At 67.0% G+C, this 13571-nt stretch carries 9 protein-coding genes; 5 read left to right on the forward strand and 4 right to left on the reverse strand.

What is annotated here, in order from left to right:
- The first annotated feature begins 334 nt into the window (after nucleotides 1-334).
- Complete coding sequence (locus B2515_RS12055) at nucleotides 335-3937, forward strand: autotransporter domain-containing protein (RefSeq protein ID WP_293876607.1); 3603 nt, start codon at nucleotides 335-337, stop codon at nucleotides 3935-3937.
- Between the two features lie 111 nt (nucleotides 3938-4048).
- Here the strand turns inward: B2515_RS12055 and B2515_RS12060 are convergent, their stop codons facing one another.
- Entirely contained in the window at nucleotides 4049-5203 is a 1155-nt protein-coding gene (locus B2515_RS12060; RefSeq protein ID WP_293876608.1) for an acyl-CoA dehydrogenase family protein, read from the reverse strand.
- Between the two features lie 163 nt (nucleotides 5204-5366).
- Here B2515_RS12060 and B2515_RS12065 point away from each other — a divergent pair, with 163 nt between their 5' ends.
- The 4 genes from B2515_RS12065 to B2515_RS12080 all read left to right on the forward strand — a co-directional run bounded on the left by B2515_RS12065 (nucleotide 5367) and on the right by B2515_RS12080 (nucleotide 10383).
- Nucleotides 5367-6368: a fumarylacetoacetate hydrolase family protein gene (locus tag B2515_RS12065; protein ID WP_293876609.1), complete on the forward strand. Its 1002-nt coding sequence runs from the start codon at nucleotides 5367-5369 to the stop codon at nucleotides 6366-6368.
- Between the two features lie 161 nt (nucleotides 6369-6529).
- Nucleotides 6530-7819 (forward strand): thiamine pyrophosphate-dependent enzyme, encoded by a 1290-nt coding sequence (locus B2515_RS12070; RefSeq protein WP_293876611.1) that lies wholly within the window; start codon nucleotides 6530-6532, stop codon nucleotides 7817-7819.
- Between the two features lie 184 nt (nucleotides 7820-8003).
- On the forward strand, nucleotides 8004-9011 hold the full coding sequence (locus tag B2515_RS12075) for an alpha-ketoacid dehydrogenase subunit beta (RefSeq protein ID WP_293876823.1): 1008 nt from the start codon (nucleotides 8004-8006) through the stop codon (nucleotides 9009-9011).
- Nucleotide 9012: 1 nt separating this feature from the next.
- Nucleotides 9013-10383, forward strand: a complete 1371-nt coding sequence (locus tag B2515_RS12080; protein WP_293876613.1) for a dihydrolipoamide acetyltransferase family protein — start codon at nucleotides 9013-9015, stop codon at nucleotides 10381-10383.
- On the opposite strand, the gene B2515_RS12085 is transcribed toward B2515_RS12080, so the two are convergent.
- From B2515_RS12085 to B2515_RS12095, 3 genes are all read right to left on the reverse strand, one after another.
- Nucleotides 10340-10720, reverse strand: a complete 381-nt coding sequence (locus B2515_RS12085) for a hypothetical protein (protein ID WP_293876615.1) — start codon at nucleotides 10718-10720, stop codon at nucleotides 10340-10342. The genes B2515_RS12080 and B2515_RS12085 overlap by 44 nt on opposite strands.
- A gap of 120 nt (nucleotides 10721-10840) precedes the next feature.
- The gene (locus B2515_RS12090; RefSeq protein ID WP_293876617.1) at nucleotides 10841-12037 is read right to left on the reverse strand and encodes an acetyl-CoA C-acyltransferase; all 1197 of its coding nucleotides are present in this window, start codon (nucleotides 12035-12037) and stop codon (nucleotides 10841-10843) included.
- 68 nt (nucleotides 12038-12105) lie between these two features.
- Entirely contained in the window at nucleotides 12106-13515 is a 1410-nt protein-coding gene (locus B2515_RS12095; RefSeq protein ID WP_293876619.1) for a glucoamylase family protein, read from the reverse strand.
- Between the last annotated feature and the right edge of the window lie 56 nt (nucleotides 13516-13571).

Here is a 13571-nt window from a genome sequence, read left to right on the forward strand (position 1 = left end):
AGGGAAACGGCTCGCAGGGGGCGGGGAAAATGACACCCCGCGTGAATAGGGAAGCCCTGAGCATATCGACCGAGGCGGAGCCGGGGTTGGCAAGCGCCGACCCGTTCACGCTGCATGACGCCTCGATAATGCGCCATGTGCGCTGCGCTGCGGCAAAAGTCAAGGTGCCACGTCCGGCGGCGGATGTGTGGCCTCCAGTCTACAGTCTCACCCAAAATGGTCGCATCGGCCGATCGGAATGATCCCGTCTTGACTTGGATAGTCCCGCCGATACGCTCCCGAATATCCAGGCCGCGCGGGAGAGCGGCCGGAAGTACAGGGGTCCGAAATCATCATGTCTGGGAACGTATTCCGTGGCGTCGCGCGTCGCGCGCTTCTTGCATCGACCGCGCTCATCGTACTGCCGACCGCCGCACAGGCGCAGAGCGCGCCGACCGGTGTCGAAAATATCGCGCAATCGGGTGCGCGCCTGCCGCTGTCCGGTCTGGAAACGATCGCCCTTTCCGAGCGGCCAAGCTTCGCCGAAGATATCGCACATGGCGCGACTCTGACTCCGCTCGCCAATCTGGATGCGATGGTCGAGCAGAATCGCGCGCTGCCGCTGTCGTCGCTCGAGAATGAGCCGAACATCGTCATCCGCCAGCCCGGCACCTCGACGACCTCGCTCGATCTCGGCACCAGCGTCAACGGCGTCGGCAACATGACGATCGCTTATGCCGACGGCATCGGAATCTGCACCGGCACGCTCATCAATCCCCGCACCGTGATCTTCGCGGCGCATTGCGTAAACGAGAACAGTGCCGGCACCGGTGCGCAGGACCCTTGGCAATATGGTTCGGCCGGCGGCGGCATTCCGATCGCTTTCGGTTTCCAGGCGAACAACCTGCCCGCGGTGCGCGCATGGTATCTGCCGACCGTCACCGGCGGCGCGGCCAACCCCGATCAGTTCAAGACCAACACCGCCAACTTCCTCTACAACGTCAATCAGGTCGTCTATAACGCCGACTCGCTGAAGCTCGGCCTCGCGCAGAACTTCCTGCAGGCCGACGTTGCGATCGCGACGCTCGACACGCCCGCCGCCAACGTGCCGACCTGGGCGCTGCTGTTCTCGGTGCTGCCGGCGCCCGCCACGATCAGCGACACGACCGGCACCGGCTATCACGTGACGATCACCGGCTATGGCCGCAGTGGCACCGCGACGACGACCACCGGCGACACGCTGGCGGTGGATTACCGCCGCCGTATCGCCGAAAACACGATCGGCATCCTGGGCTCGTTCAACGACCGCGACGCCTTTATCTTTGGGACGAACGGCACGCTGCCGCAGAACCTGTACCAGCTCGACATGGACGATCCGCGCCGCGGCACGACGGCCAAGAGCCCGTATGATTTCAACCTTTTCAAGGACAATGCGCTTCCCAACGAAGGCACCACGGCGGGCGGCGATTCGGGTGGTCCGCTGATCCTCGATCGCGCCTTCGCCAAGCAGGTCGTGATCGGCGTGCTCTCGGGCGGCAGCCGCTTCTACGGCGCGCAGCCGTTCGGTTCGTACGGGACGGAGAGCTTCTACCAGCCGCTCTACCTGTTCTGGGACTATGTCGTCGCCAACAACCCGTATCGCTATGCGCAGACCAAGGCGGGTGACGGCCTGTGGACCGACGCATCGCGCTGGGTGACGGCGCTCGATCCCAATTATCAGATCGTCGTCAGCGGCCAGCTCGCGAACGGCGTTCCGACCACGACCGGGGCCGGAATCGCGGGCGATGCCAACAAGTTCGGCAAGGTCTGCTTCGAGAGCGCGACGCTGAGCGACTGCGTCGATATCAGGACCGGCATCGAATATGTAAACGGCCAGCCGGTGCCCGGCACCGGCACGACCCCGACGAGCGACGGTGCCACGCTCGGCACCGCCGCGGTGAATGCCAGCCAGCCGACCAAGGTCGGAACCGACCTGCTGACCGGTGGCGAGAATGTCGCGCAGGCCGGTGAAGCGACTCCGGCCGCCGTCGTGGCGACGCCGGCACCGACGCTGGCCAACGGCCTGCCCGGCGCGACGAATTTCGTGCCGAACAACGTCGATCCCAACCGCGTCACCAAAACGGCGGCGCGTTATTACGATGTGTCGCTGACGGCGGCGGGCACCACCACGCTTAACACCGCGGTGACGATCGATCGCTTCACCGTCGCGGGCAGCACGGCGAAGCTCGCGGTGACCTCGACCGGCTCGCTGACCAGCCTGATGGGCATCACGCAGGTCACCGGCGTCGTCGAGAACAACGGCATCGTCACCAGCCGCGGCGATTACATGAACCTCGGTGGCACGATCACCGGTTCGGGCCGCTTCAACGCGCCGTTCTTCACCAACGTGTCGGGCATGATCGCGCCGGGGACGGCGGGAACGATCGGCACGCTCACCGTCGGCGGCAACCTCATCCTCGCCTCGGCGGGGACGCTGCTGGTCGATGTCGGGCCGAACGGCACCTCGGACCGTGTCGCGGTGGTGCGCAACGGCACCGCCGACGGTATCGCCAATGTCGGCGGCCGGGTCGGCTTCGCGCCGGTTGCAGGACACACGATCCGCTACAACGACGTCTATACGATCGTCACCGCGGCGGGGGGCATCACCGGCGCCTTCCAGACGGCGAGCCCGCTCTCGGCGATCCTGACCCCGCAGTTCGTCTATTCGGCGAATGCGGTGCAGGCCCGCATCGTCGCCGGCACCTATGCCAGCGTCGTCGCGAACACGCCGATCCAGACCGCCTTCGCCGGGCTGCTCGATCGCAACCGCGCCAGCAACTACAATGCGCTGTCGGGGCTGTACGGCACGCTCGACATCCAGAATGCGGCGACGATCCAGTCGACGCTGGAGGGCCTTGCGCCGCGTACCACGCCGCTGAAGTACGGCATGGGGACGGTCGCGACCGAGAACATGTCACGCTTCTATCGCCAGCATCTCGCCGGCATCGACCCCGCCGAGACGCCGGGCGGCACGCTGACCATGACCGGCCAGCCGCTGCAGTTCGCCTCGCTGATGGCGAGCGACCTGCCGACGACGCAGGCGACGGCAAGCGACACGACCTCGACGACGGTGCGCGAGGGCGTGCTGCCTGAGAACGTCAACGTCTTCATCGCCGGCGGCTATGTCGACGGCGACAGCCGCAGCCTCCGCGACGCCCGCCCCTTCGGCGGAAGAGACAACTTCGATGGCTTCTACGTAGTCAGCGGCCTCGAAGCCAAGGTCGGCGACAGCGGGGTGGTCGGTTTCGGCGTCGGCTATACCAAGCTTGACGGCACGACCGGCGGCGTGGCGCAGAGCGCGCGTGGCGAGCTGTTCCAGGGTACGTTGTTCGCCAAGGCGCAGAGCCTGACCGGACAGGTGCTCGACGCGCAGATCGGCGGCGGCGTGTTCCAGGCGAGCACGCGTCGGACGGTGGCGATCGCCAACACCACCTCGACGTTGCGCAGCCGCGACAATGCGCTCGCGGTGTCGGCGGAGGTCGGTCTCGCGCAGATGTTCGACGTGGGCGGTTTCAAGATCGGGCCGCGCGTCGCCGGTCGCGTCAACCACATCGGCTTCACGCCGACGCTGGAGACGGGTGGCGACGGGGCGTTGCGCTTCGGCAAGTACGACCTCAACAGCGTTCAGGGCCGTGCCGGTCTGCAGATCGCCGGCGGCCAGACGCTCAAGCCCTTCGCCTCGGCCTATTTCGTCCATGACTTCAAGGACCAGCCGGGCGTCTTCACCGCCAATTTCTTCGGCGGTACGGCCCCGGCGGGCTTCCGGTTGAGCAGCCAGGACCAGAATTGGGGCGAGATCGCCGCGGGCCTGTCCTATTCCACCGGGATGCTCGAACTGTCGGTCAGCGCCGACACGACCGTCGAGCGCAAGGACGTACGCAACCAGGCGTATCGCGGCGCGATCAAGTTCAAATTCTGATCTGCGTCATCGGTTAAAAGGCAGGGCCGCCCTTCCCATCGGGAGGGGCGGCCCTCGTCATTTCCCGACTGCTGCGATCGATCGTCGCAGGTCATGGAATGCGGGCAAAAGCTACAGCTTGCGCCCGATCACTTCCTTCATGATCTCGTTCGTCCCGCCATAGATGCGGCTCACCCGGGCGGCACGCCACGCGCGGGCGATCGGATATTCGTTCATATACCCCGCGCCACCGTGGAGCTGCAGGCAGGCGTCCATCACCTCCCATTGCAACTCCGTGTGCCACAGCTTCGCCGCGGCGCCCTCCTCGTTGGTCAGCTGTCCATCGAGATGGCGGCGGATCGCCCAGTCGAGGTGCGCCCAGCCGACCTGCAGCTTCGTCGCCAGCCCGGCGAGCACGAAACGCGTGTTCTGGAAATCGAAGACGACGCCTGCAAACGCCTTGCGATCCTTGGTGAAGGCGACCGTCTCGTCGAACGCCTTCTGCGACGAGGCCTGTGCGCCGACCGCGATCGACAGCCGCTCCTGCGGCAGCTGGCTCATCAGATAGACGAAGCCCTTGCCCTCTTCGCCGAGGCAATGGGTGATCGGCACGCGCACGTCGTCGAAGAACAGTTCGGACGTGTCCGCCGCCTCCTGCCCGATCTTGTCGAGCTTGCGCCCCCGGCGGAACCCCTCGCGGTCCGCCTCGACCAGGATGATCGACATGCCCTTGTATGCGGGCTGCGCGGTCGGATCGGTCTTGGCGACGACCAGCACCAGATCGGCGTTCTGGCCGTTGGTGATATAGGTCTTGCTGCCGTTGACGACATAATGGTTGCCGTCGCGCCTGGCGGTGGTGCGGATCGCCTGAAGGTCGCTGCCGGTGCCGGGCTCGGTCATCGCGATCGCGCTGATCGTCTCGCCGGACACCATCCGCGGCAGCCAGTGGCGCTTCTGCTCCTCCGACCCGTAATGCTCCAGATAGCCGACGACGATGTCCGATTGCAGCGTGAACCCCGCCGGCACGCCGTTGTAGGTCAGTTCCTCGTTGACGATCGCATTGTAGCCGAAATCGAGGCCGAGGCCGCCATAGGCCTCCGGCACGGTCGGACAGAGCATGCCGACCTCGCCCGCCTGCCGCCAGAAGCTTGGCGGGACCAGCCGGTTCGCCTCCCATTCGGCAACGTTCGGAACGCCCTCCTTGCGCAGGAAGCTGCGCACCGTCTGGCGGAATGCCTCGTGATCCTCGTGATATGCGGAGCGTCCCGCGACGTCGTCGAGCGTCATGCCTCTCTCCCGTTTTGCCGGCGAGGCTGCGATCCGCGTCGACGTCCGTCAAGTGCAAAATAACAAATGTTATGGACGGGATCGTAACCGCTGTAACTTTTTCCGGTGCACGCGCCCGACGGAGCCGATACACAGTTGGTCCAACGACAAAGAGGATGCCCGCATGAAACTCGCCAGCCTGAAGCATGGACGCGACGGCAAGCTCGTCGTCGTCTCCAACGATCTCGCCTGGTATGCCGATGCGGGCCATATCGCGCCGACGTTGCAGGCGGCACTGGACGATTGGGACCGGCTGCTGCCCGATCTCCGCAATCTCGCCACCGACCTCGACCATGCGGTGATCCCGCGCGAACGGTTCCACGAGCATGACGCCGCGTCGCCGTTGCCGCGCGCCTATCAATGGGCGGACGGATCGGCCTATGTGAACCATGTCGCGCTGGTGCGGCAGGCGCGCAACGCGGAGATGCCCGAGACGTTCTGGCACGATCCGCTGATGTACCAGGGCGGCTCCGACGGCTTTCTCGCCCCCCGCGATCCGATCCCACTCGCCGACGAAGCCTGGGGCTGCGACCTCGAGGCGGAGGTGGTGGTCGTCACCGGCGACGTGGCGATGGGCGTAAGTCGCGACGAGGCGCTGGCAGGAGTGCGGCTGGTCGGGCTGACCAACGACGTGTCCTTGCGCAGTCTCATCCCGGGCGAACTCGCCAAGGGCTTCGGCTTCTTCCAGTCGAAGCCGGCCAGCGCCTTCTCGCCGGTCTTCGTCACCCCCGATGCGCTCGGCGACTGGTGGCGCGACGGCAAGCTGCACCGCCGGCTGATGGTCGACCTCAACGGCAAGCCGTTCGGACGCGCCGAGGCGGGCGAGGACATGACCTTCGATTTCGGCACGCTGGTCGCGCATGCGGCGAAGACGCGGCGGCTGTGCGCGGGTACGATCGTCGGTTCGGGAACGGTCTCCAATCGCGGGCCGGACGGCGGGCCGGGGAAGACGATCGAGCAGGGCGGCGTGGGCTATTCCTGCCTCGCCGAGATCCGCACGATCGAGACGATCGCCGGCGGCACGCCGGTGACGCCGTTCCTCAAGAAGGGCGACACGGTGCGGATCTGGGCGGAAGACGACCGCCACCATCCGATCTTCGGCGTGATCGAACAGACGGTGGAGTGATGCGCACGCCTCCCCGCATCGGGGAGGAGCATCGCCGCACATCCTGCGTTCCCCACGGCACGTCCCTGCACGCGCAAATCACGCTTGAAATTTAATTACAACGGCGCAACAGGATCAAACAACACCGTCGGCGACTCTCGCCGGACGCAGAGGAGAGAAGAGTGGCCAGCGAGCACCCTCGCGCCAATTTGCAGCCGCTGACGCTGCATGTGCCGGAACCCAAGTTCCGGCCCGGCGACGCCGTCGACTTCGCCGCGGTGGACGTGCCCGCCGCGGGCGCGGCACGGCGACCGGACACGGCGGATTCCGCGCATGATTTCATCGACCTCGCCTATACGATGGTCCGCGTCCTCGACGAGGACGGGCAGGCGGTCGGCCCGTGGGATCCGAAGCTTTCCCCCGATGCCTTGCGCAAGATGCTGCGCAACATGGCGCTGCTCCGCGCCTTCGACGAGCGCATGTTCCGCGCGCAGCGGCAGGGCAAGACCAGCTTCTACATGAAGGCGACGGGCGAGGAGGCGGTCGCGGTCGCGGCGGCGCAGGCGCTCGATTTCGAGGACATGTGCTTCCCCTCCTATCGCCAGCAGGGCCTGCTCATCGCGCGCGGCTATCCGCTGGTCGAGATGATGAACCAGATCTACTCGAACCGTGGCGACAAGCTGCAGGGCAAGCAGCTGCCGATCATGTATTCGGCGCGCGATCACGGCTTCTTCTCGATCTCGGGCAATCTCACCACGCAATATCCGCAGGCGGTCGGCTGGGCGATGGCGTCGGCGGCGAAGGGCGATACGCGCATCGCCGCGACCTGGTGCGGCGAGGGATCGACCGCGGAGGGCGACTTCCACTCCGCCTGCACCTTTGCGGCGGTCTATCGCGCGCCGGTGATCTTCAACGTCGTCAACAACCAATGGGCGATCTCCAGCTTCTCGGGCTTCGCCGGCGCGGAGGCGACGACCTTCGCGGCGCGCGCGATCGGCTATGGCATCGCCGGCCTGCGCGTCGACGGCAACGACGCGCTTGCCGTCTATGCCGCGACCCTGTGGGCGGCGGAGCGCGCGCGCACCAATGCCGGGCCGACGCTGATCGAACATTTCACCTATCGCGCGGAGGGGCATTCGACCTCCGACGATCCCTCGCAATATCGCAGCGCGGGCGAGCCGACGGCATGGCCGCTCGGCGATCCGATCGCGCGCCTGAAGCACCACCTCATCGCCATCGGCGAATGGGACGAGGCACGCCACGCCGCGCAGGACAAGGAGCTCGCCGAATATGTCCGTGCCGAGCAGAAGGAGGCCGAGAAGAACGGCATCCTCGGCCACGGCCTGCACCAGCCGCTCGACACGCTGTTCGACGGCGTGTTCGAGGACATGCCCTGGCATCTGCGCGAACAGCAGGCGCAGATGATGGCGGAAGAAGAGGCGAGCGGCCGGCCATGGGCACCCAAGTCGTGATTGCGCCCCGCCGATCCGTCATCCCCGCGCGGGCGGGGATCCATAGCCGCGACCTTTGCAGTTCTCCTTTCCACCTGCGCGTCTGGATCCCCGCCTCCGCGGGGATGACGAAGGGTTTTGTATGACCGACACCGCGATGCAGGGCGAACCTGCCGCCGACACCGCCGACACCGGCACCACCCGCATGAACATGATCCAGGCGATCAATTCCGCGCTCGACATCTGCATGGGTCGCGATCCGGACGTGCTGGTGATGGGCGAGGACGTTGGTTATTTCGGCGGCGTCTTCCGCGCGACCGCGGGGTTGCAGGCGAAATACGGCAAGACCCGCGTCTTCGATACGCCGATTACCGAAACCGGCATCATCGGCGTTGCGATCGGCATGGGCGCCTATGGCCTGCGCCCGGTGCCGGAAATCCAGTTCGCCGACTACATCTATCCCGCGCTCGACCAGCTCGTGTCCGAAGCGGCGCGGCTGCGCTATCGGTCGGCGGGCGAGTTCATCAGCCCGATGACGGTGCGCTCGCCGTTCGGTGGCGGCATCTTCGGCGGCCAGACGCACAGCCAGTCGCCGGAGGGGATCTTCACCCACGTCTCCGGCATCAAGACGGTGATCCCGGCGACACCCTATGACGCCAAGGGGCTGCTGATCTCGGCGATCGAGGACAACGATCCCGTCCTCTTCTTCGAACCCAAGCGAATCTACAACGGCCCGTTCAACGGCTATTGGGATAAGCCCGCCGAAAACTGGTCGAAGCATCCCGGCGGCGACGTGCCGACCGGCTACTACAAGGTCCCGCTCGGCAAGGCGGCGGTGGTCCGCGAGGGCGAGGCGCTGACGGTCCTGTGTTACGGTACGATGGTCCACGTCTGCACCGCGGTGATGGCCGAACACAATGTCGACGCGGAGATCGTCGATCTGCGCACGCTGGTGCCGCTCGACATCGAGACGATCGAGGCATCGGTGAAGAAGACCGGTCGCTGCATGATCGTCCATGAGGCGACGCGCACCTCCGGCTTCGGTGCGGAGCTGTCGGCGCTGGTGCAGGAACGCTGCTTCTACCACCTCGAGGCGCCGATCGAGCGCGTCACCGGCTATGACACGCCCTACCCGCACAGCCTGGAATGGGCCTATTTCCCGGGGCCGGTCCGTATCGGACAGGCGCTCAAGAAGATCATGAAGGACGCATAGGATGGGCCGCTTCACCTTCAAGCTGCCGGACATCGGCGAAGGCATCGCCGAGGCCGAGATCGTCGCCTGGCACGTCGCGGTCGGCGACCGGGTCGAGGAAGACCAGAACATCGCCGACATGATGACCGACAAGGCCACCGTCGAGATGGAGTCGCCGGTCGCCGGAACGGTGGTCGAACGCGCCGGCGAGGTCGGCGACCAGGTCGCGATCGGCGCTGCGCTGGTGGTGATCGAGACGGAGGATGCGGGCGAGGGTGAGGCTGAAGCGGCCGTCGCGCCGCCTTCGTCCGAGCAGGCGGAAGTTGCCGAACAATATGAGGCGGAGAATCCGGGGGTCGAGGAAGCCGGCAGCGCCGGTTCGACCACCCCGGCGCGATCGGGCGAGAGCGCCGAGCCATCCCCCCTGCGTGCCGAGCCTGTCGAAGCACGCGCCGCAAGCGCGGCGCCCGCGGCGGGCGGCCCTTCGACCGGCGCGGGGCGAACGGAGGACAGGGTGCCTTCGCAGCCCCATGTCCTCGCATCCCCGGCGGTCCGCGCCCGCGCGCGCGACCTCGGTATCGACCTCGCACAGGTCAAGACCGACGCCGATCGCATCCGTCATGCCGACCTCGACGCGTTCCTGCGCTACAATGCCGGGCAGGGCTATCAGGCCCCGGGCGCATCGCGCGCGCGGGCCGATGAGCAGGTCCGCGTCATCGGCATGCGTCGCCGCATCGCCGAGAATATGGCGGCATCGAAGCGCAACATCCCGCATTTCACCTATGTCGACGAGATCGACGTCACCGCGCTGGAGGCGATGCGGGCCGATCTCAACGACCATCGCGGCGCGCGTCCCAAGCTGACGATGCTACCGCTGCTGATCGTCGCGATCTGCCGGACCTTGCCCGAGTTTCCGATGCTCAACGCGCGCTACGACGACGAGGCGGGCGTGGTCACGCGGTCGGGTCGCGTCCACCTCGGCATGGCGGCGCAGACCGATGCGGGGCTGACCGTCCCCGTCATTCGCGACGCGCAGGATCGCAACGTCTGGCAGCTCGCCACCGAGATCACCCGCCTTGCCGAAGCCGCGCGCGCCAACAAGCTCGCGCCGCACGAACTCGGCAACGGCACGATCACGGTGACGTCGCTCGGCCCGCTCGGCGGTATCGCGACCACACCAGTCATCAACCGGCCCGAGGTCGCGATCATCGGCCCCAACAAGATCGTCGAACGCCCCGTCTTCACCGGTCGCGGCGATGAGATCCGGCGGGCCAAATTGATGAACCTGTCGATCAGCTGCGACCATCGCGTCGTCGACGGCTGGGATGCGGCGAGCTACGTCCAGGCGCTCAAAAAGCAGCTCGAAACCCCGGTGTTGCTCTTCGCCGACTGACGCGAAGCGGTATCGGTCCCATACGCCGCCGCATGTCGGTCTGGAGCAGGCGGCGTTCGACGCGCGACAGCATCGCGGCACAACTCGCCTGTTGTTGCGGGCGCAGCCGTCCGTCCTGTTCGATGATCCGGTCCATCTCCGACCAGACCCGGTCGAGGTCCTGCCGCATGAAGGTCGCCGGGCCGCGAGGCAGGGCGCCGGTCCGCTTGTGCCGGTCGATCGCCTCGGCCAGCCGCGCCAGCCGCGCCGTGAAATAGGCCTGCTGTTCCGCGCCCTTCGCCGCATACATCCGGTCGCGTTCGCTGGCCGGTGCGGCATGTGCCGAACCGGCCAGCAAGATCGCGGCGATGATCGCGCAAGAAGAGGAGCCGCCCCGCATAGGCAGCGGCTCTTACACGATGAGAGTAAACAATGTCCGAAATGGCCGCAGCGTAGCCGGCTGTGTTGCCGCGTCCGGTCAGACGATCTCGAACAGCCCTGCCGCGCCCATGCCGCCCGCGGTGCACATCGTCACGACGACATAGCGCACGCCGCGCTTGCGGCCCTCGATCAGCGCATGGCCGATCAGCCGGCTGCCGGTCATGCCGAACGGATGGCCGACCGCGATCGCGCCGCCGTTGACGTTATACTTTGCCGGATCGATGCCAAGCGTGTCGCGGCAATAGAGGCATTGCGAGGCGAAGGCCTCGTTCAGCTCCCACAGGCCGATGTCCGCCACCGACAGGCCGGCGCGGTTGAGCAGCTTGGGCACCGCGAAGACCGGGCCGATGCCCATCTCCTCCGGCCCGCATCCGGCGGACTGGAAGCCGCGATAGATGCCGAGGATCGGCTTGCCCTCCGCCTCCGCGGTGGCGCGATCCATCAGCAGCTGCGCCGAGGCGCCGTCCGACAACTGGCTGGCGTTGCCTGCGGTGACGTTCGTTCCCGGCCCGGTGAACTCGCCGCCGCCCCACACCGTCTTCAGCCCGGCGAGCGCCTCCACCGTCGTGCCGGCGCGGATGCCCTCGTCGGCTGAGACGGTGATCGTCTCGCTGCCGGTACGGTTGCCTGCCTTGTCGAACAGCGCCCGCTCGACGGTGATGGGGACGATCTCCTCGGCAAAGGCGCCGCGCGCCAGCCCGGCGGCGGCGCGTTGCTGGCTCTCCGCCGCATAGGCGTCCTGCGCGGCCCGCGTGATGCCGTAGCGGGTGGCGACGATCTCCGCCGTCTCGATCATCGGGATGTACGCCGCGGGCTCGCGATCGACGACGCTCCGGTTGACGTAGCGCGGCGCGTCCTTGGTTACGGTATGGCTGATCGATTCCATCCCGCCGGCGAGCGCCACGTCGGCCTCGCCGCACATGATCGTCCGCGCCGCCAGCGCCACCGACGTCAGGCCGGAGCCGCATTTGCGGTCGAGCGTGAACGCCGGCACGCTCTGCGGCAGGCCGGCGGCGAACACCGCCATGCGGCCGGCATTGCCGCCGGTCGTCCCCCATTGGTTGCCGACGCCCCAGAAGATGTCGTCGATGCGGGCGGGGTCGATGCCTGCGCGTTCGACCGCGGCGTTCATCACATGGCCGGCGAGCACCGGCGCCTCGGTCGCGTTGAACGCGCCGCGATAGGCCTTGCCGATCGCGGTCCGGGCGGTGGAAACGATCGCAGCTTCACGCATCGGGCAAACCTTTCGAGGATCGGGTATGGCTGTCCTCTAGTCCGGTGGCGCATGCTTTGGAAGGGGGGTTATCCCAGCCAGCCGCCGCGGAAGCCGGCGCGTTCCAGCCCGCGACGCAGGTGCGGATTCTTCTGCATCGTCTTCCAGATCAGCCCGGTGCGCTGGTTCTCGATCATCGCGACGATCGGACCCTGATCGATCCCGAGATAATCCTTGTCGACCCAGCCGATGCCGGGGACGATCCGGCCGTGCTTCAGCGGCGCCGTCGGATCGGTCAGCGTCGGATTGAACGAATCGAGGAATCCGTATCGATCGTAGATGCCCTCGCCATAACGCTGGTGCATGGTGTGGAGGCAGGTCGTGGCAAGCTCCGGTTCGAACGCGATCGACCCCGCCGCCGCGGTCGGCGCGATCGTGCCGTCGTCGCGGGTGCCGGGGCCGCGCTCCGAATAGCTGAAGAACTGCCGGCGTTGCCCGCGCAGCGTCAGCACGAAGTCCCCCGGGCCGTCACACGCGGTCCAGCCCCAGCAATCCTTGTCATATCCGGCCCAGCCGCCCGGATTGGCGATGCCATAGGCACGCTGGTTGCGCACCGCGCGCCGGCTGTTCTCGAAATAATCGATGCCCTTGCCCTTGATGAAGGGGTCCTGGATGCCGCGGAAATCAACCCAGACGTGGCTGTATTGATGCACGAACAACGGCGGATAATGGAGGTACGGCTCACCCCAGCGATCCGTCCACGCCGCTTCGAACCGCTGCGTCAGCGCGCCCCAGGTTTCGGGCGGCAGCGGATGCGTCGGCGAGGCGATGGCGAGGAGATACATCAGCATCCCCTCGTTGTAGATGTTCCAGTCCGACGGGATGAACCCGCTTTCCGGGTGCCAGCCCATCGACAGGAACGGCGGCCGCGGTACGATCCACGTCCAGTCGACCGCGGCGTACAGTCGGTCGGCGAGCGTGCGGATCCGCGCCTCGACCGGATCGTCGCCGTCGAACCAGGTGCCGGCGAACAGCACGCCGGCGATCAGCAGCGCGGTGTCGATCGTCGACAGTTCGGCGCGGGCGAAGCGCAGCCCCTTGGTGACGCCGAGAAAGTGATAGAAGAACCCCTTGTGGCCGCTGGCATCGTCGCTGCCCGGCCCCTGCGGTGCGGCGGAGAACCATTCCAGCGTCGCCAGCGTCCGCGCGCGCGCCTGGTCGCGGGTGATCCAGCCGTTGACCACGCCGACCGGATAGGCGGTCAGCGCGAAGCCGACCGCCGCGATCGACGAGAAGCTTGGCGTCGGCCAGCGGTCGGGCGCCCACCCGGTCGCGGGATCGGTGGTGTCCCAGAAGAAGCGGAAACTGCGTTCCTGAAGATCGAGGATCAGGTCGCGTGGCGCTGCGGCAGGCGAGGGGCGGGGCGTCGTCGCGCACCCGCCGGCCAGCCCTGCGAGCGCCAGCCCGCCACTCCCGAGGACCTGTCGTCTGTCAAACATAAAGCGGCCTCTCGCGCCTAAACCAAATCACCACCGCCTCTCATGCCGAGTCTGTC

It is taken from the genome of Sphingomonas sp. UBA978 (assembly GCF_002292295.1).
In the GTDB taxonomy this organism is placed as follows: domain Bacteria; phylum Pseudomonadota; class Alphaproteobacteria; order Sphingomonadales; family Sphingomonadaceae; genus Sphingomonas.

Bases quoted from the DNA above. Each gene is read 5' to 3' on its own strand.
- B2515_RS12055 (WP_293876607.1), top strand. From the start codon at position 335: ATGTCTGGGAACGTATTCCGTGGCGTCGCGCGTCGCGCGCTTCTTGCA.
- B2515_RS12060 (WP_293876608.1), bottom strand. From the start codon at position 5,203: ATGACGCTCGACGACGTCGCGGGACGCTCCGCATATCACGAGGATCAC.
- B2515_RS12065 (WP_293876609.1), top strand. From the start codon at position 5,367: ATGAAACTCGCCAGCCTGAAGCATGGACGCGACGGCAAGCTCGTCGTC.
- B2515_RS12075 (WP_293876823.1), top strand. From the start codon at position 8,004: ATGAACATGATCCAGGCGATCAATTCCGCGCTCGACATCTGCATGGGT.
- B2515_RS12080 (WP_293876613.1), top strand. From the start codon at position 9,013: ATGGGCCGCTTCACCTTCAAGCTGCCGGACATCGGCGAAGGCATCGCC.
- B2515_RS12090 (WP_293876617.1), bottom strand. From the start codon at position 12,037: ATGCGTGAAGCTGCGATCGTTTCCACCGCCCGGACCGCGATCGGCAAG.
- B2515_RS12095 (WP_293876619.1), bottom strand. From the start codon at position 13,515: ATGTTTGACAGACGACAGGTCCTCGGGAGTGGCGGGCTGGCGCTCGCA.